The organism is Xenorhabdus thailandensis (assembly GCF_037996785.1).
GTDB lineage: Bacteria > Pseudomonadota > Gammaproteobacteria > Enterobacterales > Enterobacteriaceae > Xenorhabdus > Xenorhabdus griffiniae.
This window is the reverse complement of sequence record NZ_JBBMXF010000007.1, coordinates 51,188-73,386: the sequence shown is the minus strand read 5'-3', so window position 1 is coordinate 73,386 and position 22,199 is coordinate 51,188. Positions and strand designations below refer to the sequence as shown.

The 22,199-nt window shown below is 45.8% G+C and carries 16 protein-coding genes, 3 pseudogenes and 1 CRISPR repeat array; of the genes and pseudogenes, 16 read left to right on the top strand and 3 right to left on the bottom strand.

The window, feature by feature from the left end; translation table 11 throughout:
• Nucleotides 1-2: 2 nt before the first annotated feature.
• The 11 genes and pseudogenes from uxuA (at nt 3) to cas6e (ending at nt 13,505) form a co-directional block, all read left to right on the top strand.
• Nucleotides 3-1,187, top strand: coding sequence for a mannonate dehydratase (uxuA, locus tag AAC853_RS02795; protein WP_340613640.1), 1,185 nt, complete (start codon nt 3-5; stop codon nt 1,185-1,187).
• Between the two features lie 66 nt (nt 1,188-1,253).
• Nucleotides 1,254-2,717, top strand: a complete 1,464-nt coding sequence (locus AAC853_RS02790; RefSeq protein ID WP_340613639.1) for a fructuronate reductase — start codon at nt 1,254-1,256, stop codon at nt 2,715-2,717.
• 17 nt (nt 2,718-2,734) lie between these two features.
• The gene (uxaC, locus tag AAC853_RS02785; RefSeq protein WP_340613638.1) at nt 2,735-4,168 is read left to right on the top strand and encodes a glucuronate isomerase; all 1,434 of its coding nucleotides are present in this window, start codon (nt 2,735-2,737) and stop codon (nt 4,166-4,168) included.
• A gap of 3 nt (nt 4,169-4,171) precedes the next feature.
• Nucleotides 4,172-5,122 carry a sugar kinase gene (locus AAC853_RS02780; protein WP_340613637.1) on the top strand — a complete coding sequence of 317 codons (951 nt, stop codon included), beginning with the start codon at nt 4,172-4,174 and terminating at the stop codon, nt 5,120-5,122.
• 26 nt (nt 5,123-5,148) lie between these two features.
• Nucleotides 5,149-5,781: a bifunctional 4-hydroxy-2-oxoglutarate aldolase/2-dehydro-3-deoxy-phosphogluconate aldolase gene (locus AAC853_RS02775; protein WP_340613636.1), complete on the top strand. Its 633-nt coding sequence runs from the start codon at nt 5,149-5,151 to the stop codon at nt 5,779-5,781.
• A gap of 224 nt (nt 5,782-6,005) precedes the next feature.
• Nucleotides 6,006-8,702 (top strand): CRISPR-associated helicase/endonuclease Cas3, encoded by a 2,697-nt coding sequence (gene cas3 / locus AAC853_RS02770; protein WP_340613635.1) that lies wholly within the window; start codon nt 6,006-6,008, stop codon nt 8,700-8,702.
• Between the two features lie 382 nt (nt 8,703-9,084).
• Nucleotides 9,085-10,611: a type I-E CRISPR-associated protein Cse1/CasA gene (gene casA / locus AAC853_RS02765; RefSeq protein ID WP_340613634.1), complete on the top strand. Its 1,527-nt coding sequence runs from the start codon at nt 9,085-9,087 to the stop codon at nt 10,609-10,611.
• A gap of 19 nt (nt 10,612-10,630) precedes the next feature.
• A pseudogene (gene casB, locus AAC853_RS02760) lies at nt 10,631-11,125 on the top strand (type I-E CRISPR-associated protein Cse2/CasB).
• A gap of 12 nt (nt 11,126-11,137) precedes the next feature.
• Entirely contained in the window at nt 11,138-12,229 is a 1,092-nt protein-coding gene (gene cas7e / locus AAC853_RS02755; RefSeq protein WP_340613633.1) for a type I-E CRISPR-associated protein Cas7/Cse4/CasC, read from the top strand.
• Between the two features lie 2 nt (nt 12,230-12,231).
• Nucleotides 12,232-12,915, top strand: a complete 684-nt coding sequence (cas5e, locus tag AAC853_RS02750; RefSeq protein WP_340613632.1) for a type I-E CRISPR-associated protein Cas5/CasD — start codon at nt 12,232-12,234, stop codon at nt 12,913-12,915.
• On the top strand, nt 12,906-13,505 hold the full coding sequence (gene cas6e, locus AAC853_RS02745) for a type I-E CRISPR-associated protein Cas6/Cse3/CasE (protein ID WP_340613631.1): 600 nt from the start codon (nt 12,906-12,908) through the stop codon (nt 13,503-13,505). Before cas5e ends, cas6e begins: the two co-directional genes overlap by 10 nt.
• 248 nt (nt 13,506-13,753) lie before the next feature.
• A CRISPR array of direct repeats spans nt 13,754-15,189; the repeat unit is 29 nt; unit sequence CTGTTCCCCATGTGTATGGGGATAAACCG.
• Nucleotides 15,190-15,468: 279 nt separating this feature from the next.
• Here cas6e and AAC853_RS02740 read toward each other — a convergent pair.
• Together AAC853_RS02740 and AAC853_RS02735 are read right to left on the bottom strand one after the other, a co-directional pair.
• On the bottom strand, nt 15,469-15,927 hold the full coding sequence (locus tag AAC853_RS02740) for an IS630 family transposase (RefSeq protein WP_340614150.1): 459 nt from the start codon (nt 15,925-15,927) through the stop codon (nt 15,469-15,471).
• Nucleotides 15,928-15,958: 31 nt separating this feature from the next.
• On the bottom strand, nt 15,959-16,282 hold the full coding sequence (locus AAC853_RS02735) for an IS630 transposase-related protein (RefSeq protein WP_340613630.1): 324 nt from the start codon (nt 16,280-16,282) through the stop codon (nt 15,959-15,961).
• Nucleotides 16,283-16,830: 548 nt separating this feature from the next.
• Here AAC853_RS02735 and potA point away from each other — a divergent pair.
• The 4 genes from potA to potD all read left to right on the top strand — a co-directional run bounded on the left by potA (nt 16,831) and on the right by potD (nt 20,794).
• Nucleotides 16,831-17,946, top strand: coding sequence for a spermidine/putrescine ABC transporter ATP-binding protein PotA (gene potA / locus AAC853_RS02730; RefSeq protein WP_340613629.1), 1,116 nt, complete (start codon nt 16,831-16,833; stop codon nt 17,944-17,946).
• Nucleotides 17,930-18,790: a spermidine/putrescine ABC transporter permease PotB gene (gene potB, locus AAC853_RS02725; protein WP_189760033.1), complete on the top strand. Its 861-nt coding sequence runs from the start codon at nt 17,930-17,932 to the stop codon at nt 18,788-18,790. Before potA ends, potB begins: the two co-directional genes overlap by 17 nt.
• Nucleotides 18,787-19,566, top strand: coding sequence for a spermidine/putrescine ABC transporter permease PotC (gene potC, locus AAC853_RS02720; RefSeq protein ID WP_273570926.1), 780 nt, complete (start codon nt 18,787-18,789; stop codon nt 19,564-19,566). Before potB ends, potC begins: the two co-directional genes overlap by 4 nt.
• A 175-nt stretch (nt 19,567-19,741) precedes the next feature.
• Nucleotides 19,742-20,794, top strand: coding sequence for a spermidine/putrescine ABC transporter substrate-binding protein PotD (potD, locus tag AAC853_RS02715; RefSeq protein WP_340614149.1), 1,053 nt, complete (start codon nt 19,742-19,744; stop codon nt 20,792-20,794).
• 85 nt (nt 20,795-20,879) lie between these two features.
• On the opposite strand, the pseudogene tnpA reads toward potD, so the two are convergent.
• Nucleotides 20,880-21,207, bottom strand: a pseudogene (gene tnpA, locus AAC853_RS02710) (IS200/IS605 family transposase); the annotation flags it as partial.
• On the opposite strand from tnpA, the pseudogene AAC853_RS02705 reads away from it, so the two are divergent.
• A pseudogene (locus AAC853_RS02705) lies at nt 21,191-22,093 on the top strand (RNA-guided endonuclease TnpB family protein); the annotation flags it as partial. The pseudogenes tnpA and AAC853_RS02705 overlap by 17 nt on opposite strands.
• Nucleotides 22,094-22,199: the final 106 nt, after the last annotated feature.

Below are 22,199 nucleotides of genomic sequence, written 5' to 3'. Positions count from 1 at the left end.
TTATGAAACAAACCTGGCGTTGGTATGGGCCGGAAGATCCTGTTTCATTAGCGGATATCCGTCAGGCGGGAGCAACTGGGATTGTGACGGCGTTGCACCACATTCCCAACGGCGAAATCTGGCCTGTCGAAGAGATAGCGCAACGTAAGGCACTGATTGAAGCTAATCAACTTGAGTGGACAGTGGTAGAAAGTGTTCCCATTCATGAAGATATCAAAACGCATACTGGGGAATACGATCGGTGGATCGAAAACTATCAACAAACCTTGCGTAACCTCGCTGTCTGCGGGATTAAAACAGTATGCTACAACTTTATGCCGGTTCTGGATTGGACACGGACAGATCTCGCGTATGAATTGCCTGATGGATCAAAAGCGCTACGCTTTGATCAAATCGAATTTGCTGTTTTTGATATCCACATCTTGCAACGTTGTGGTGCAGAAAAAGATTATTCCGCAGATGAAATTGTGCAAGCACAATCACGCTTCGCTGCAATGACAGAAGAAGAAAAACAACAACTGACAGATACGATTATTGCTGGCCTTCCTGGCGCTGAGGAAGGTTATAGCTTGGAACAATTTCGCCAACACCTGAAACGTTATACAGGAATTGATAAGGAAAAATTACGTGAGCACTTTGCTTATTTCCTGCAAAAGATCATTCCGGTAGCGGAAGAGCACGGTATCAACATGGCGGTTCATCCTGATGATCCACCGCGTGAGATCTTAGGCCTACCACGCATTGTTTCTACACTAGAAGATATGCGTTGGATAGCTGAAACGGTAGACAGCAATGCCAATGGCTATACGATGTGCACCGGATCTTATGGCGTGCGGGCGGATAATGATTTGGTAAAGATGATCAAATTATTTGGTTCCCGTATCTATTTTCTCCACTTGCGCTCAACCGTGCGTGAAGAAAACCCATCCACGTTCCATGAAGCGGCACATCTTGCGGGTGATGTGGATATGTATGAAGTGATCAAAGCGGTTGCGGAAGAAGAACACCGTCGGTTGGCGGCGGGTGAAAATCACCTGATTCCCATGCGGCCTGATCATGGTCATCAAATACTTGATGATTTGAAAAAGAAAACGAACCCTGGCTATTCGGCAATCGGCCGCCTGAAAGGGCTGGCTGAAATTCGTGGCCTTGAGTTGGGTATTCATCGCGCATTTTACCAAAAATAATTTCTGAGCTAACCCTACATGGTGGTGGATGAATATCACCCACTACCGCTTATTGGTGAGTCCATTATGGAAAAAAATCTTGTCAATGCGATAACTTCTGTCCCATACCCTGGTTGGACAACTGAACGTCTGACTTCCCGTATGGTGCATTTAGGCTGCGGTGCATTTCATCGGGCGCATCAGGCGCTTTATACACATTATGTATTAGAACAGACAGACAGTGATTGGGGATTTTGTGAAGTTAATTTGATGCTAAATGATGCTTCACTGATTGAAAATCTGAAAAAACAATCTATGCGCTATACCGTTGCAGAAAAAGGGCAGGAAGAAATCAGATTAAAAATTATTGGTTCGATGAAAGAAGGTATGCACCCATTAATTGATGGCGTTCAGGCGATTATCGAAAAAATGGCTGATCCTGATGTTGCCATCATCTCTTTGACAATCACGGAAAAAGGTTATTGTACCGATGCCGTGACAGGGCGGTTAGATCCAAATAATGAGTTGATTATTAAAGATATTGCTAATCCCGCGGTGCCAAGATCAGCTATCGGCTATATCACGGCGGCGCTAAGATTGCGTTTTGAACGACACCTACCCGCTGTGACGATTTTGTCGTGTGATAACGTGCGGGAAAATGGACATGTTGCCCGTGATGCCGTATTAGGTCTGGCGCGTTTGCAGGACAGAAAATTGGCACAATGGATAGAAAGTCAGGTGACATTTCCCTGCACGATGGTGGATCGCATTGTGCCGGCAGCGACGCCAGAAACGTTAACTGAAATTGCCCAACAGCTGGGCGTTGCCGATCCTTGTGCCATTGCCTGTGAACCTTTCCGTCAATGGGTGATTGAAGATAACTTTGTCAATGGGCGCCCAAATTGGGATCTGGCCGGTGCGCAATTTGTGGACGATGTGGTGCCATTTGAAATGATGAAATTGCGAATGTTAAATGGCGCTCATTCATTTCTGGCCTATCTGGGGTATTTAGGGGGATATGCGCATATCTCCGATACCATGACAAATGCCGATTATCGTCGGGCGGTGTATGCACTGATGCTAAATGAACAAGCTCCAACGCTATCAATGCCAGAAGAGATCGACCTGATGGCCTATGCGGATAAATTGCTCGAACGATTCACTAACCCAGCGTTAAAACACCAGACCTGGCAAATTGCGATGGATGGCAGCCAGAAATTGCCGCAGCGCATGATTGATTCCATTGAATGGCATCTTTTGCGGGGAAGTGATTATCGCCATTTAGCGCTTGGTGTAGCGGGTTGGATGCGTTATATCAGCGGCGTGGATGAACAAGGCCAACCCATTGATGTGCGTGATCCATTAAAAGAAACCTTTGTGGCGATTTTTGCCAAATATGGTCAGTCGGTCGAGGTGGTGAAAGAATTACTGGCAATTGAATCGATCTTCGGCAAGAAACTCGCAAAAAACCGTGAATTTGTCGATAACGTCACCAAAGCCTACCAAAACTTACTCAATGTTGGCGCCCGCCAAGCGGTTGCGGCTCTTTGACCATAGAGGAAAATCCCATGAAAACCTTTATGTGTGAAGATTTCCTGTTAAATAATAACGTTGCCCGCCGTCTTTATCATGATTACGCGGCATTGATGCCTATTTATGACTATCACTGTCATCTCAATCCCAAAGAAATTGCGCAAAACCGGCGTTTCCACAATCTTGGTCAAATCTGGCTGGAGGGCGATCATTATAAATGGCGCGCGATGCGTGCGGCAGGGGTTGAAGAGGCACGAATTACCGGTGCTGAAAGCAGTGATTATGAAAAATACCTCGCATGGGCGGAAACGGTTCCTCTGACGATTGGCAATCCACTTTATCACTGGACTCATCTGGAATTGCGGCGTCCCTTTGGCATTAGCGGAAAACTATTTGCGCCTGATACTGCAAAGGCTATTTGGCATGAAGCGAACGAGAAACTCTCACAAGATGAATTTTCTGCCCGTGGCATTATGCAGCAAATGCAGGTACGCATGGCAGGAACAACGGATGATCCCATCGATTCTCTCGAATATCATCAACAGATTGCCAAAGATAAAGATTTTACCATCGAAGTATTACCAAGCTGGCGCCCAGACAAAGTCTGCAAAATTGAGCTATCGGGTTTTTGTGACTATCTCGAACGATTAGGAGAAGTCGCAGATGTCGCGATCGGGTGTTTTGCTGATTTATTGCAGGCATTAGAGCGCCGACTTGAACACTTTCAAGAGCACGGTTGTGTGGCATCGGATCATGGTATTGAACAGTTGCGTTATGCGCCGATACCTGACGAAAAAGTGTTAGACATCATTTTGCAAAAGCGCAGACAAGGGCAATTACTCAGTGAATTAGAAATAGCACAATTTACGACAGCGCTACTGGTTTGGTTAGGTAAACAGTACGCAAAACGTGGCTGGGTCATGCAACTGCATATTGGCGCCTTACGCAATACCAACACGCGTATGTTTAAGCGGTTAGGGCCAGACAGCGGCTTTGATTCCATTGGGGATAATCCTATCGCTTACCCATTATCTCGCTTGTTGGATGAAATGGATAAAACCGATGAATTACCGAAGACCATTCTCTATTGTTTAAATCCCCGTGATAACGAAGTGATCGCAACTATGACTGGCAATTTTCAGGGCGGGGATCAGGGTGATAAAAGTATTCGGGGGAAAATCCAGTTTGGATCGGGCTGGTGGTTCAACGATCAAAAAGACGGTATGCAGCGTCAATTGGAGCAACTTTCCCAATTAGGTTTATTGAGTCAGTTTGTCGGTATGCTGACAGATTCACGTAGCTTTTTATCTTATACCCGTCATGAATATTTTCGGCGAATTCTCTGCAATATGCTGGGAAATTGGGTCGAAAATGGTGAAATCCCCCATGATGAGAAGATGCTGGGGCAGATAGTCCAGGACATCTGCTTTAATAATGCTGAACGTTATTTTCAGGCTATAAAGGATTAAAGAATGCAGATGCGGAAAATTGCCCTGATTGGCGAATGCATGGTTGAGCTAAATGGCATTCCATTTGGTGCTATGACACAAAGTTATGGCGGTGATGTGCTAAATAGTGCAGTTTATCTGGCTCGCGCTGGCGGCGATATACTTGATGTCCATTTTGTCACAGCGATGGGTACGGATCCTTTGAGCGAAGGCATGATCTCACGCTGGCAGCAAGAGGGCATTAATACTTCGCTCGTGTTAAGTGATAACACCCATCAGCCTGGTTTATACCTAATCCAACTTGATGAAAAAGGTGAGCGTACGTTTCTTTACTGGCGCAATAACTCGGCGGCGCGTTATCTCTTGCGCCATCCTGATTATCCTTTCTTGCGCCAGCAATTGCAGAATATGGATGTGATTTATCTCAGTGGGATCAGCCTGGCGATTTTGCCTGAGCATGATCGCCAATTGCTGCTCATTGATTTGAACCAGTTGGCTGCTGAAGGGAAATTGATTTTCTTTGACAGTAATTATCGTCCCGCTTTATGGGAAAACGAAAAACAAGCCCGTGAGTGTTATCAGCAAATGTATGCCATCACGGATATCGCGTTAGTCACTGACGATGATGAAGCGGATCTCTGGGGAGATACGTCAACGGAGGCAAGTTTTAATCGCCTGCAAAGCATGGGGGTCAAACAAGCCATCATCAAAGCGGGTAAGCGGGGCTGTTTTTATCGTGACTTAAGCGGCTGCGATGCCACACAACATATTGAAACTCAACCTGTTAAGTCTATCGTTGATACCACTTCAGCAGGTGATGCGTTTAATGCGGGTTTTATCGCGGGGCTGTTAAATGGGAAATCCATTTATGATTCAGCATTAATGGGGCATCAGCTCGCCGGGGTTGTGATCCAGCATAAAGGTGCGATTATTCCGCAGACAGTGACACAAGGGATTACTGCCCGTTTTTTTTAATTCGAACAAAATCGGAGAGAATGGTAATGCAAGAGATGATGGCGCGTTTGCGTCAGATTAAAATTGTGCCTGTAATAGCTATTGAAGAGGCCAGAGATATCATTCCCCTTGGTCATGCATTAGCAGACAACGGCCTGCCTGTGGCTGAAATTACGTTCCGTACCGAGAGTGCTGCCGAAGCGATCAGTCTATTGAAGGCTGAGCGGCCAGATATGTTGATCGGTGCAGGAACCGTGCTTCATCGTGAACATGTTCGTCAGGCAAAAGCCGCGGGGGCAGAGTTTGTCGTCTCACCAGGGCTTAATCCAAACACTGTACAAGCATGCCAGCAAATTGGTATTCCTATCATTCCTGGCGTGAATAACCCCAGTACTATTGAACAAGCGCTGGAATTAGGCATCGATTTTGTCAAATTCTTCCCGGCTGAGCCTTCAGGTGGCATTGCGATGATTAAAGCACTACTTGCACCGTACCCACAGTTGCAAGTCATGCCAACCGGTGGGATCAACGTGAAGAACATTCGCGATTATCTTGCTATCCCACAAATTGTGGCATGTGGTGGATCATGGATGGTCAGCCCACAGTTGATTCGGGATAAGGACTGGAAGGAGGTTGGTAGATTGGTGAGGGAAGCGGTGGGGTTGGTTAATGCTGGATGAGGGAATATCTATTTCACAATAGATAACTTTCTATGACTTAATATGTTAGTCATCGAAATGAACCACATCATTATCTGCTTTGTGATTAATATCACGATTTCTTGGATTTTTATGACAATGGACAACTTTTAACATAATAATATTCAATTATTTTTTAATTTTATTAGCGCATTAAAGATAATCATTTAATCTTTAAATGGTGGTTTAATAACATTTAAATAAATATGAATATTACGATAATACTTCGATATTGGGGAAAAGCACGGAAGCTAAAAGATACAGAAGGTGTTGAATATCATCTGTTACCTTTCCACAGTCTGGATGTGGTCAGTGTAGCTGCGTACTGGTGGGATCATAGCCCAGGGTTAAGGCGCCTGTTTTGTATCCATCAAGACAGAAGTGAGCGAGAAATAAGAGCGTGGGTGCTCTTTTTTGTTGCACTGCATGATCTGGGTAAATTTGAAATCCGCTTTCAATGTAAGTCATCACAAGTTTGGCTGTTTTTAAACCCAGAAGATAAGCAATCCCGCCTGCCTTCAATCAATGATTGTAAAAGTTACGATCATGGTGCTTCTGGGCTTTACTGGTTTATTAAGGATCATCAGCCAGAATCATCTGAAGATGACGATGGGTTTTCTGAGCCTGCAACAGAAACACAGCTTTACCAAGATTGGCTCCCCTGGGTAGAAGCCGTGTTTGGTCATCATGGTACTATCAAACAGAAAAAGAGTGTGACCCAACGTGATGATGTCTACTCATTATTATTTTCATTACGTCACCATGCAGATCGTGATAAACAAGCTCGGCTCGCTTGGTTGGATATTGCAGCGGAATTGTTTTTAGCGCCCGTTGGACTTTCATTACAAGATACGCCACCTGACTGTTCCGTTTTGATGGCTGGATTTTGTTCTATAGCGGACTGGCTAGGCTCTTGGTCAACCGAAGATACTTTTAACTACCGTGCGGCGGCTGTTTCTGACGTGGCAGAGTTACGGGCTTACTTCGAGCAACGTTACCAAGAAGATGCCATGCGTGTAGTGACACATAGTGGCTTAATAGGTCAGGTAAAACAGGAGGCTTCAGTACAGGCATTGCTTGATTCTGGTTATCAGCCTCGGCAAGTACAGACTCTGGTTGATAATCTTCCTGTTGCTCCTGGGCTAACATTGATCGAAGCATCCACAGGCTCCGGTAAGACAGAAGCTGCCCTCGCTTATGCCTGGCGATTGCTGGAGCATAATCTGGCCGATAGCATTATCTTTGCATTACCGACCCAGGCTACGGCTAACGCGATGTTGGATCGTATGGACAAGTTGGCGGAAAAACTCTTCACGGCTCCGAACTTGATTCTTGCTCATGGTAATGCGCATCTTAATACGACTTTTCAAGCGATCAAACAGCGAGGGATTAATCTTCAAGAAGAAGATGCCTGGAGCCAGTGCTGTGAATGGTTATCGCAGGGACGAAAACGGGTTTTTTTAGGGCAAATAGGGGTTTGTACTATCGATCAGGTGCTAGTTTCTGTATTGCCGATCCGTCATCGTTTTATCCGTGGCTTTGGTGTTGGCCGTAGTGTGCTAATTGTTGATGAGATACATGCTTATGATCAATACATGTATGGCTTGCTGGATGCGGTTTTGCACAATCAGTTGAGCGCCGGAAGCTCGGCAATATTACTGTCGGCTACGTTACCGCAATGGCAGAAACAGCAACTACTAAGCAGTTATGCTCCCCAGCCAAATGATGATAGCAATAAACAAACAGTGGCAGCAGAAGATGTTCCTTATCCTCTGATTAGCTGGGTTGGTAATGAAGGAATGCAGTTTTTTAACTTGCAAAATCAACCCGAACAATACCCTGCTTCATTCTCTCTCCAGCTTGAACCTTATTACACTGAAGATGCTGTACCAGATGATGCTTTACTGGAACGTATGGTTGATGCTGCCCGTAAGGGGGCTCAGGTCTGTCTGATCTGTAATTTGGTTGATGTAGCTCAACAGACCTGGCGGCGACTTAAAAAGCTGGCAGCAGGCAGTGTTGACGTTATGTTGTTTCATGCGCGTTTTAGTCTGGTGGACCGGCAAGAAAAAGAGAACGCTGTACTGAGTTACTTTGGTAAAGGAGGAGACCGTTGTGATGGACGTATTCTGGTGGCTACTCAGGTCATAGAACAATCGTTGGATGTCGATTTTGATTGGTTGATTACTCAACACTGTCCGGTGGATCTTTTATTCCAGCGTCTGGGCAGATTGCATCGTCATTGCTGGCTAGTGCGTCCTTATGGTTTTGAGGATCCCATAGCGACGGTGCTCTTCCCTGCTTCTGGCAGTTATGGGCTACATGGCAAAATTTATAGTCATACCCGTGTGATGTGGCGTACCCAAAAGTGGATCGAAGCTCTGCAAGGTAAACCACTTACCTTTCCTGATGCCTACCGTAAATGGATTGAACCTATCTATCGGGAAGAGATTTCTGAACCTGAGCCGCAATGGGTGACAGAAGGTATGAAACTCTTTGAAGAAAATAATTTTACTCAGCGTATGAAAGCACAGCGAATAATGGATTGGGCTGAAGTCGTTGGGTTGGGGGACGTTGAAGGTAATGAAAGAGCGGTCACCCGTGATGGTGCTATGAGTATTCCTTTGGTGCCTTTTATTTCAACCGAAGCTGGTCGACAGTTGTTAGATGGCAGTATTTATGAACAACTGGGGGAATTTCATCAGCAGGAGGCATTAACCCGTAATCAGGTGAATATTCCTGTGGGCTGGAAACAAAAATTGGGTTTAGTTCAGGATAAATGGAACCGAGTTTGGCTGGAAGGGAACAACAATATTACCGATTGGGATTGGCGTAGTCAGGATGGCAGATTGTGTTACAGCCATGAACAGGGGATGGTATTGGTAGTAAACCATCCCCTCTGATAAATCCCAAAAGGGTTTGGGAACTTGAAATGTTATTTATATACAAAATAACGGTTTATCCCTGGCAACTGTAGGGAACGCTAAGGCAGTATACCTTACGGATTGTAACAAACAATAAATTTGAGCGTTCAAAAAATAAACGCATACATATATATACATAATAACTTGTATTTTTTTGCGATTCATATTATTTACCTGTATCTTTAATACTTTAACTTTTGTGAGGGATATAGGAATGAGAGAATTTGTCAAAAATATTAGGTTATTAATCAACGCCATTAATTCCGTTACTCCGATGGGAATTGTGATTGCATCCCTTTCGGTGGTGGCATTGGCGTTGTTGTTGAAATAGCGAAAATTTTTGGTTAAGGGAGGAAAGTTGATGGATTTACTGGTTCATAATTGGATCCCTGTCCGTCCGATGGCAGGGGGAACACCCACCACAATTTCTCTGCAAACATTATTGTGTTCGGACGAACAATGGATGTTATGTTTACCCAGAGACGATATGGAGCTGGCTGCGCTCCAGTTGCTGATTTGCCTTACTCAGGTAATTTGGACACCGCAAGATGAGCAGACTTTGCGCCTGCGTCTTAAGCAGCCGCTAACACCAGATGATTTCGTTCAGGGAGTTTCTGCTTGGGGTGATACTTTTCAGCTTGATCATCCTGAAAAGCCATTTATGCAGTTTAAAGGTGTGTCAGCCAAGGAGGCAACCGGTATGGATACGCTGTTGGCCGGATTGACAGGCGCCACCAACTGTACCTTTATTAATGAACCGGGACAAGGGAATGCATTATGCGGTGGCTGTACCGCTGTTGCCTTGTTTAACAAGGCAAATAATGCCCCCAGTTTTGGTGGCGGGTTTAAAAGTGGTTTACGTGGAGGTGCTCCTGTTACCACGCTGATACAGGCAGTAGATAACCGCAGGGCGGATCTACGTACAACTGTCTGGTTGAATGTATTGATTAAACCTTCTCTGCAAAAATGGTTTAGCGAGGATGTGCAAACTAACCCATTGCCAGTATGGCAGGAGCCGATTCAGGCAGGGGAAACCATTCCTGCTGCTCGTATTGGTTTACTCAGAGGGCTGTTCTGGCAACCCAATCATATTGAATTATGTCCGCCAATAGGGGCTGGTCAATGCAGTGGTTGCGGACAACACGTTGCACAACGCTATACCGGCTTCCTGAAAGAAAAGTTTTTTTTCACGGTAGAGGGCGTGTGGCCGCATCCTCACTCTCCCAGTGTATTACAGGTAAAACAAGGGGCAGCGGAAGAGAAATTCCTGGCTTTTACAACCTCTGCTCCATCGTGGACCCATCTTAGCCGTTTGCTGGTCAAGGTTCAGCTGGAGGAGGAGGAAGATGAAAAAAGGAAAAAAAATGCGGGAGGACATCTTCCTGCCACTGTGGTGGATCAAAGCAGCGTCTTATTTCCCGATGCGCAATTGCAATTGATTGTCGGTGGTTATCGTAATAATCAGGCGTCCATTTTGGAGCGCCGGCATGATGTGATGGTTGTTAATCAAGGCTGGCAAAACCATCCTGAAGTCATCAATGAAATTGTCAAAATAGGTCTTGAGCACAAGACAGCTTTGCGTAAAGCGCTTTACATCTTTGCTGAAGGTATCAAAGAGCATGATATCAAAGGATCTGGAATAGCCGTGCATGAAAAGGGAGAGAGAGAATATTACCGGCAGAGTGATTTGCTGATCCCTAATTTGCTAGTATCTATCGATTTTACACAGGCAGATGAGCGTTTAGAGCAATTGAAGAAAAGTCTAAATAATTTGTGTATTAATCTTTTTAAACAAATAACCGCCCCTTATTGCCATCACCCCAAGCTGGTCAAGGCATTAGCTGTTGCCCGCCGTAGCCTATACAAACAACTCGCTGCTTTGAGTTAGCCTCAAGGAGAATAAAAATATGTCGTTTGATGCTGATTTTGATCCACTTGTGCTCTATAAAGCTTGGAATGAACTGGATAATGGTGCTTGTGCCCAACTTAGGCGTGTGACGGAACCTGGAGAATTGAAAGATATTCCCGCTTTTTACTATCTGGTGAGAGATCTTGGCTGGCATGCTCCCAAGAATCAATTGCCGTTGCTCCGTATGGTGTTTTGTCTGAGCGCAGGGAAAGAGGTTATTGAACATACTGAACCGGATGAAAAAAATCCCAAAGGTATTAGTCTGGGTAAGGCGCTGGCAGATAGTGAGCGTATCAGTGAACGCCGGCTGTACCAAATGTTGCGTGCGGATTGGCCTAACGATATGGTGCAGTTGCGTCGTTTACTCATCCATGCTGAACCTAAGCTTTACTGACCAACGCTGGCCAAGCAATTAATACGGTGGAATCAACATGCACGCCGTCAGATATTAGAAGATTTCATACTTGCCCTCCCTCAAAAGAAAAAAGCATAAGGATGTAACATAATGAACAATTTTATTAACTTCCACGTATTAATCTCCCATAGTCCGGCCTGCCTGAACCGTGATGATATGAATATGCAAAAAGATGCCATCTTTGGTGGCAGGCGTCGAGTTCGTATTTCCAGCCAAAGCCTTAAACGTACGATGCGTAAGAGTGACTACTATATGCGGCATCTGGGTGAGTCGAGTATTCGAACTATCCAACTGGCTGAACTAAGGAATGTTTTACATGAACGTTTAGGAACACGCTTTGAAACAGCATTGATTGATCGTTCACTGACACTACTGACTGAAGAACCAATTGATGATTCGGAGAAAATTCTTGGGGGTGCCATATCTCCTTGGGTTGTAGGCGAAGTCGCCTGGTTCTGTGAACAGGTTGCTCAGGCAGATGCTGAAGGGGTCGATGACAAGAAACTGACAAAACAACTGAAATCAAACATTGCGGCTATGCGCGCTAATTTACAAAATGGCGTTGATCTGGCGTTAAGTGGCCGTATGGCGACTAGCGGTATGATGAAGGAATTGGGTAAAGTGGATGGGGCGATGTCTATTGCACACGCCATCACTACCCATACTGTGGCATCGGATATTGACTGGTTTGCTGCCGTTGATGACTTAAAAGATTTAGGATCTGCTCATTTGGGGACGCAGGAGTTCTCTGCTGGTGTGTTCTACCGTTATGCCAGCCTGAATTTTGCACAATTACAGGAAAATCTCGGCGGTATTGAACGCAGCAAGGCGTTAGATATTGCTGCACATCTGGCGCATATGCTGGCGACGGAAACCCCGAATGCTAAACAGCGTACATTTGCAGCGTTTAACCCAGCGGATCTGGTGATAGTCAACTTTTCCGATGTGCCAATATCTATGGCTAATGCTTTTGAATCACCTGTCAGAGCAGAGCAAGAGGGTTATCTCAAACCTTCGATTAAAGCGTTTACCGATTACTGGAACCGTGTTGCTAAAGTCTATGGACTAACTGGACCAGCCGCACAATTCTCTTTGCTGGATACGGAACTTGCAAACGGTGTTGTATCCAAATCAGGGTTAGAAGAGCTGAAAACTTGGATCCGTAATAACGGTGAGGGTTAAATATGGTTTCTTATCTCATATTACGCCTTTCTGGACCTATGCAGTTTTGGGGGCAACCCACATTTGAAGGTATGCGTCCTACTGCTAATTTCCCCACTCGTAGTGGTTTACTAGGGTTGCTTGGAGCATGTCTGGGGATACGCCGAAATGATAAAACTGCGCTTCAGGCTTTATCTGACAGTGTTCGTTTCGCAGTGCGCTGTGATGAACATAAATTGGATGATGATTCTGTGAAGAATAAGTCTGTGAAGGTTAGCAAAATTACGGATTATCACACCATCAAAGATGCCAGAGTGGATTACGTTAGTCTGAAAAGCCATGACATCATTCAAACCTGGCGTGAATATCTCTGTGATGCGCACTTTACTGTCGCTGTTTGGTGTTTACCTGATAGTCATTACAAATTAGCAAGTTTAGTTACTGCTGTCCAAAAGCCTTGGTTTACTCCTTATTTGGGGAGACGTAGTTGTCCATTGAGTCATCCACTCTATTTGGGGCAGTGTGAGGCAGACAATTCTCGATTAGCGTTAAATCAATTTGGTGATGGAGGAACTATTTATAGTGAAGAGGCTATCGATTCAAAAGGATATCCTTTACGCGTACGGGATGAGCCTATCGTTGCCTTGCCTCGTCAATTTTCAGCGCATGATTGGTTTGTGGTTCAGGGAGACTCATCATGTTCTTAAGCAAAGTTTGGATCGACTGGCGATGGGCGAAAGATCCCTATCAATTGCATCGGGCTTTGTGGCAGCTTTTCCCCAATCGTCCTAATGATACACGTGATTTTCTCTTTCGGATTGAGGCACAGCACTTTGGTCGTGGTGCGGAAGCTTTATTACAATCAGCACAGGCACCTTCGTCGGTACAAGCGGCTCAGGTTATCGTGAATAAACCTATTCAGTGGAGTATTCCCAATGGTGCCAAGTTACGCTTTAAGCTACGGGCTAATCCGATTAAGACTATCAAAGACGGGGAACAGCGCCGTGATCGTAATGGAAGGGTCAAATGTTGCCGAGTGCCGCTTATCCATGAGGAGGAGCAGTTGCAGTGGTTATCACGCAAATTGGCAGGAGCTGCGCTGTTATCGACGGTATGGGTGACACCGGAGTCCCCAATCTATTTTTGCAAAGATGATATTAAGGGGAAAATTCAGCCAATAAGTTTTGAAGGACAACTCATTGTACAGGAAGGTGATGTTTTTGCCTCTCTTTTGCGTCAAGGAATTGGGCCGGCTAAAGCCATGGGATGTGGTTTACTCTCTTTGGCGCTTGGTTAGAATTTTATTGTTGATGACTAGCCTTTTGGGATTGGGAAATTCTTTTAGTAACATAGCTGCTGAGCGTTGGAGATAAAAATATTTCGTATTGGAAATTTTGGTAGATTGGCATGGGTTTTAGTGTTGTTTTTTTAACATTATGAAAAATCAGTGTTTTTATATTTGATAAAATGAAGTTTTTAGGTAAAAAACGTGGTGGAATTTTTTCTGTTAAAAAAGTTCTTTAAAAACATAATAATAGAGTTGGTCTGTTCCCCATGTGTATGGGGATAAACCGTCACTATTCCGCCGGGTGTTTGTATCTTTTTAACTGTTCCCCATGTGTATGGGGATAAACCGCAATCTTCCCAAACATTCATCACCTCAGACTCCTGTTCCCCATGTGTATGGGGATAAACCGCGATTAAAGCTCTGGATGATCTGGATAAGAAACTGTTCCCCATGTGTATGGGGATAAACCGAATATGTCTTTTGCGTCGGCTTCTTCGGCTTACTGTTCCCCATGTGTATGGGGATAAACCGTCTATACCTCGGCGGAAATTAACCTAGATTTTCTGTTCCCCATGTGTATGGGGATAAACCGTATGTCGTTGGCGGGCGTTATTCGGCAGTGAACTGTTCCCCATGTGTATGGGGATAAACCGGGGAATACTTACATTTTGAATACAATGATATTCCCTGTTCCCCATGTGTATGGGGATAAACCGGCGGTACGCTGCATGTTACGTGCACTAACAAACCTGTTCCCCATGTGTATGGGGATAAACCGTCCGAAATCTTCCGAATTAACCGTGTTGCCGGCTGTTCCCCATGTGTATGGGGATAAACCGCTCGCGAAAGACAAATCCACCGGGCGTATGGACTGTTCCCCATGTGTATGGGGATAAACCGCCCTTCTGTGGCTTGTCCGTGGGTCTCACCAACTGTTCCCCATGTGTACTGGCAGAAACCGCCGGGGCAGGGCATCTTACTATGCCACCGCGTCTGTTCCCCATGTGTATGGGGATAAACCGGCCACTATCTTGAAGTACTTCTGCTTTCTGGTCTGTTCCCCATGTGTATGGGGATAAACCGGCCACTATCTTGAAGTACTTCTGCTTTCTGGTCTGTTCCCCATGTGTATGGGGATAAACCGGTCGCCGACTCATTGAGCAATGCAGACGGCAACTGTTCCCCATGTGTATGGGGATAAACCGATATAGCAAACCTATATAATAACCTCATGATACTGTTCCCCATGTGTATGGGGATAAACCGCAAATTCACCATGAAGATCTACGGCTGCCATGCTGTTCCCCATGTGTATGGGGATAAACCGACGTGGAAAGGCTTACGCACTGATGAGCGTGTCTGTTCCCCATGTGTATGGGGATAAACCGCTTTCACCTTCGGCGATCCGGTGCCGGTGCTGCTGTTCCCCATGTGTATGGGGATAAACCGTGGATTCAGGACGTTAAATCGTGGTGGGACAGCTGTTCCCCATGTGTATGGGGATAAACCGTCCGTCGCCGCACCCGATATTCCGGTGCGTATCTGTTCCCCATGTGTATGGGGATAAACCGGTAGCAACCGATAAATGGGGTGCTAAAGCGGACTGTTCCCCATGTGTATGGGGATAAACCGGTAGCAACCGATAAATGGGGTGCTAAAGCGGACTGTTCCCCATGTGTATGGGGATAAACCGTAAAGGCACAAGCTTTACAGAATCCAGAGGTACTGTTCCCCATATATATGGAGCTAAAATTGGAAACAGGAGTGAACGGACTCGCATTGAAATAAATTGACTCGATTCTGTCTTCTGTTGGCAGTAATTTTAACTTTCTATATATGAATATCCTGTGGTTATTGAGCCAACCCATGCATATAGGGATAATCCAGTAATAGCGTTCATCAATGAGTTTGTTGCGGTTAAATGATGTTCTTATATAGCTGAATCAAAATAATTAGACATATCTCACATACGTCATAAACAGCTCGTCAATTGAACACCTTTCTCGCGTCTTCTTATCGCTTTGATTTCAGCCCATTTCGGTTCGATGGGATTCAAATCCGGGCTGTAAGGGGGTAACCATTCCAACAGGCAACCGTGGTCTGCTACCGCTTTTATCGTGTCATGCCGTTTATGGAATGAGGCATTATCCATGACAATCACGGCCCCGCTGGGGAGCTTGGGCAGCAAATCTTGTGTCATCCAGGCATGAAAGACATCCGCATTAATGCTTCCCGAAAATAAGCTTAAGGTCACGAAGGTTTTTTTGAGGAGCGCGCCAATGACATTTATGCGGCCTTTGGCCTGCCAATCGTGTGTCCCGAAGCAGCGCCGCCCTTTCGCCGAATAGCCGTGTGTACGGGGCATAGACTGGGCAAAACCGCTTTCATCCAGATAAACAATCGGTTTCCCCGCTTGCTCATAGTGGCCGATGCGTTCGATAAAAGCCTGACGAGCCTGAGCGTCAGCGTTGGGGTGCCTTAGCGTTTTTTTTGACCGTTATTTTCAGCCGTTTCAAGGCGTAGTGGATAGCAGACTGCGTGCCCCCCAGGCGTTTTGCTCTTTCCCATTGATAGTCATCGGGATAATTTTGGATATCGGTGAGAAGCGCTTCATCACTGATTTTCGTGGGCGGCTTATTCCGTGTCACACAGGGCTCTATTTTGTGATGCCACCGAAATAAGGTCCGCATAGAAAGATCAAAATGGTGACTCGTTTGTTCGAATGTCAACGAATACTTTTCTTTGTATGCCAATACTCGCTTTCGAAAATCCAGACTGTAGCCCATCGCACTTTATCCTTTGTTATGTGAATCTAGATATTATGTCATATTAATATGATTCTGCTATAGCTGTAGAATCATCAGGTCATGAGTATTGCTTCTCAATGTGATAAGTAGCTTGTGGAGATATATCAAATAGCTGCTTTTCTTATGTAGTTGTATGACATTACTAATTTTTTAGTGAAAAACACTCAGTGGTGATAGGCACTCGTAGGCGGTCAGAAACAACCTTTCAGTCGAGTTAAATTCCATTAAAAATCAGATAGATTAAAAATGTTTGAATGCATCCGATATGAAACTATTTCTATCCGGTAAAATTCAGCGCAAAATAGGGTGCGTTGTTACTATTCATAAAATAGTAATAAAAAATGACATATTGTCATTGTTTCGGCTTTCAATTTGGGCGTACTGCGTTTATGATGCGCGCTTCGTAATTTCAACCGGCGCCACTGGCTTTGAGCTTTAGCGGAGAAATGATGTCTCCTGCTAGCTAACACAGTCTTTTCCCGTGGCGGTTCTATCTGCATTATTCCAAGGGATAGATGATAGCATAAATGACTGAGAACACCTCTCTGACACCACTCGTTGAATTGAAAGCCTTGAGTAAGGGCTTCGACGGTAAACAAGTTATTTCACAGCTCGATCTGACAATCAATGATGGCGAGTTTCTGACCATTCTTGGGCCATCCGGTTGTGGCAAAACTACAGTACTTCGCCTGATTGCCGGGCTAGAAGATGCAGACCGCGGCAAAATTTTGCTGGAAGGGCAGGATATTACGGATATTCCTGCCGAGCACCGTTGCGTTAATACGGTTTTCCAAAGTTATGCCCTGTTCCCCCACATGACCGTATTTGAAAATGTCGCTTTTGGACTTCGGATGCAGAAAACACCGGAAAAAGAGATTGCTCCGCGTGTTGAGGAAGCATTACGCATGGTTCAGCTTGAAGAGTTTGCCCTGCGTAAACCTGCCCAGCTTTCCGGCGGCCAACAGCAACGTGTGGCGATTGCCCGTGCGGTTGTCAATAAACCGAAAGTTTTGCTGTTGGATGAATCGCTGTCCGCGCTCGATTACAAGTTGCGCAAGCAGATGCAAAATGAGCTAAAGGCGCTCCAGCGTAAGCTTGGCATTACTTTTATCTTTGTGACCCACGATCAGGAAGAGGCTCTGGTTATGTCAGACCGTATCGTGGTTATGCGTAACGGGCGTATTGAACAGGATGGCTCTCCGCGTGAGATTTACGAAGAGCCGAAAAACCTGTTTGTTGCCCGTTTTATCGGCGAAATCAATATCTTTGATGCTAAAGTGCTGCATCGTATTGATGATCAACGGATACGCGCCAATGTCGAAGGCCATGAGTGTGATATTTTCACCTCGCTGCCAGTGACCGTTGGGCAAACGTTGAAAGTCTTGCTACGCCCGGAAGACCTGCGCGTGGAAGAGATCAATAACGGTGAGCAGGTATCGGGACTGATTGGTTACGTCCGTGAGCGTAACTACAAGGGCATGACGCTGGACTCCGTGGTCGAAATGGAAAATGGCAAGATGGTCATGGTGAGCGAATTCTTCAACGAAGACGATCCTGATGTTGACCATTCTCTGAACCAGAAGATTGCGGTCACTTGGGTAGAAAGCTGGGAGGTTGTGCTGGTCGATGAAGAAGACGCGTAAACTATTCCAGAATATCGTCATTACGGGCATCGTATCCTGGCTGATGCTGTTCGTCTTTTTGCCGAACCTGATGATCATCGGAACCAGCTTCCTGACCCGTGATGACGCCAATTTAGTGCAGATGATATTCTCGCTGGATAACTATAGCCGATTGTTTGATCCGCTGTATGCCGAGGTGCTGCTGCATTCGCTGAATATGGCGATTATAGCGACGCTATGCTGTCTGGTGATTGGCTATCCGTTCGCTTTTTTCCTGGCTCGTATGCCAAAGAAACTGCGTTCCCTGATGCTATTCCTGTTGATCGTGCCGTTCTGGACGAACTCGTTAATCCGTATTTATGGCTTGAAGATGTTCCTCAGTACCCGCGGGTACTTGAATGATTTTCTGATGTGGGTGGGAATTATCGATAAGCCTTTTCGCATCATGTATACCCCCGAAGCGGTTGTGTTGGGGTTGGTTTACATCCTGCTGCCGTTTATGGTGATGCCGCTTTATTCCAGCATTGAGAAGCTGGATAAATCCTGTCTGGAAGCGGCACGCGATTTGGGGGCGGGGAAATTGCAGACTTTTATCCGCATCATTGTGCCATTGACCATGCCGGGCATTATCGCGGGTTGTTTGCTGGTATTGCTACCGGCGATGGGGCTGTTCTATGTGGCTGACTTGATGGGTGGGGCGAAGAACCTGCTGATCGGGAACGTGATTAAGAGCCAATTTCTCAATATCCGTGACTGGCCATTTGGGGCGGCGACCAGCATCTGTTTGACGTTGGTAATGGGATTGATGTTATTGGTTTATTATCGTGCGGCTAAGCTGCTGAACAAGAAGGTGGAACTGGAATGATCGGACGCCTGTTGCGCGGTGGCTTCATGACCATCGTTTATGCTTACCTGTATATCCCGATTATTATCCTGTTGGTAAGCTCGTTTAACCAATCACGCTTTGGCATTCATTGGCAGGGTTTTACCACTGAATGGTATAGCCTGCTATTCGCGAATGACAGTTTGCTTCAAGCGGCAGGCCATTCCCTGACGATGGCGGTCACATCCGCCACGTTTGCTACCTTGATTGGTTCCCTGACTGCGGTTGCCTTGTATCGTTATTCCTTCCGGGGCAAAAAGTTTGTTGGCGGTATGCTGTTTGTCGTGATGATGTCGCCGGATATCGTGATGGCGATTTCACTGCTGGTGCTGTTTATGCTACTCGGCGTTTCACTGGGATTCTGGTCACTGCTGTTTTCACATATCACTTTCTGCTTGCCGTTTGTGGTGATAACGGTGTACTCCCGCCTGAAAGATTTCGATGTCAAAATGCTGGAAGCGGCGCGTGATTTGGGCGCGGGTGAATTGACTATCCTGCGAAAAATCATCCTGCCGCTGGCGATGCCGGCGGTTATGGCGGGTTGGCTACTGAGCTTTACCCTATCGATGGATGATGTGGTTGTTTCTTCATTTGTGACGGGGCCAAGCTACGAGATTTTGCCACTTAAGATCTATTCAATGGTAAAAGTGGGAATTTCGCCAGAAGTGAACGCATTGGCAACGATTTTATTACTTATGTCGTTGGTTTTGGTGCTGATTAGCCAATTTGTGATGCGTGATCGCACAGAAAAGTCTTAACCTTCTTTTAAGCGTGGTTGCGGGTTGACCACGCTTTTATTAGCAAGAATTAAGTCACTTTACCGCATTAAATGTCACTTTTATAATAGCCCCTTTTTCGGGGATAGGTTCACGCCGAACCTATATATGATACTAACGCACCAACTGCGAGGGGAAACACGACATGAAAAACAACATGAGAAAGTGGTTCTGTCTGTTAGCCGCTGGGATGATGGCATTAAGCATTGGTTCGGTGAATGCCGCTGCCGCTGATGATGGCAAGACGCTGTATTTCTACAACTGGACTGAATATGTTCCGCCTGGTTTGCTCAACCAGTTCACCAAAGAGACTGGGATTAAGGTGATTTATTCCACCTATGAATCCAATGAGAGCATGTACACCAAGCTGAAAACTTATAAAGACGGCGCTTATGATTTAGTGGTTCCATCCACTTACTTTATCTCAAAGATGAGTAAAGAAGGGATGTTGCAAAAAATCGATACCAGTAAATTGAGCAACTTCCATAACCTTGATCCCAACCTGCTCCATAAGTCTTTTGACCCGAATAACGAGTACTCTATCCCTTATATTTGGGGTGCAACGGCAATTGGCGTCAATGGCGATAATATTGATCCTAAATCCTTCTCTTCCTGGGCTGATCTTTGGAAACCAGAGTACAAAAACAGTTTAGTACTGACTGACGATGCGCGTGAAGTTTTCCAGATGGCATTGCTGAAATTGGGATATTCCGGCAATACCTCTGATCCGAAAGAGATTGAAGCTGCTTATCAGGAACTGAGAAAACTGATGCCAAATGTACTGGCATTTAATTCTGACAACCCTGCCAACCCATTTATGGAAGGCGAGGCGGATATCGGTATGATGTGGAACGGCTCTGCCTATGTTGCGCGTCAGGCTGGTACACCGGTTGAAATTATTTGGCCGAAAGAGGGCGGGATTTTCTGGATGGACAGCTTGGCTATTCCAGCGAATGCCAAGAATGTTGATGGCGCGATGAAATTGATTGATTTCTTGTTACGCCCGGAAATTGCGGCACAGGTTGCTAAGAAAATTGGCTACCCGACTCCAAATCTGGAAGCGAAAAAATTACTGCCGAAATCCATGACAGAAGATAAGACGTTGTATCCAGACGCTGAGGTGATAAAAAAAGGCGAATGGCAGAGTGATGTTGGCAATGCCAGTATCCTGTACGAAGAGTACTTCCAAAAATTGAAAGCAGGTCAATGACCGAATTATTGGGGAGCTTTGGCTCCCCTTTTTAACAATTTCCCCGTATATCCTCGCCCAATGCGGGCGGGGATATACGGGGGAGCTAGTCCGGGGTTTGTTGCGCTCTGACGTAGTTTTTCAATGTCTCTATCGTGACACCCCCCCGTACTACATGCAAAATAAGAGCGCGACCATAACGCACCAGACTTGGACTGACGTGGTAATTGAGCATTCAATCGACGAACATAACGACTACTGATCGATTTCAAATTATTCACTAGCACACTGACGGCAAGTTTTGGCGGGTAAGCGACGAGTACGTGAACGTGATCTGCCTCGCCATCCATTTCTAAGATATCAATTTCAAGCCGTTCAGCAGCCGATAAAAACGCATCCTGTATCTGACTAACCATCGTGCTATTCAGTAATTTTCAGAAACGCGCCCGTTATCCTCGATTCAAAAGTAAACATGGCAAACAGTCCAGCTACCATTGCAGCAGTCTGAAAGTGACCGCGGAGAGTATAAAAATTCCGAAAATTTCTGCGATAAAAGCCAAAATCCATCGGGAAATATCAGGCGCGATAAAAAATATTACGATCATCCGCTCGGCTACGGGCAAATATTATGCGTCAATCCTGAGTGAAAAGCCGGAGACTGCGCCGGAAAAGCCGACAAAGATAGCGACTGTCACGGGACTGGATATGGGGTTATCCCACTTTGCTATTCAATCAGATGGTCACAAAGTCGCGAACCCGCGTCCCCTGCTCCGGAACAGCCGCAATCTGCGGCGAAAACAAAAAGCCCTTTCACGGAAACAGAAAGGGAGCGCGAACCGGGCAAAAGCCCGCTTGCAGATAGCGAAGTGCCATGAGCATGTGGCTAATACCCGCGCCGATTTTCAGCATAAACTCTCCCGTACACTGGTTGACGAAAACCAAGCAATCATTGTCGAGACACTGAAAATCAAAAATATGATGAAGAATCACCCACTCGCCCGTGCTATAGGCGATGCAAGCTGGCACAGTTTTATCAACAAGCTGGCTTACAAAGCTGAGCAGAAGGGGGTTCATCTGGTCAGACTGAGGCAGGGGTTCGCCAGCAGTAAACTCTGCCATTGTTGTGGCTACAAGATGCCGGACATGCCGCTGCGCCAGCGTTTATGGTCATGCCCGGAATGTGGTACGGCGCATGACAGGGATATCAATGCAGCCCTCAATATCCGACATAAAGGGATACTGGCATTACAGGTGGCGGGACACGTCGTTTCTGCCCACGGAGGCTTGCGTAAATCCGTTGCACCAACGGTTGTAGCCTGAGAAGTGGGAAGCCTTGCCGTTTACGGCGGGGAGCAGTCACTTATATGACCCATATCGAATGCAGAATGAGTAACGGTATTGCGATCATGCTCGCAAAAGTGACGAG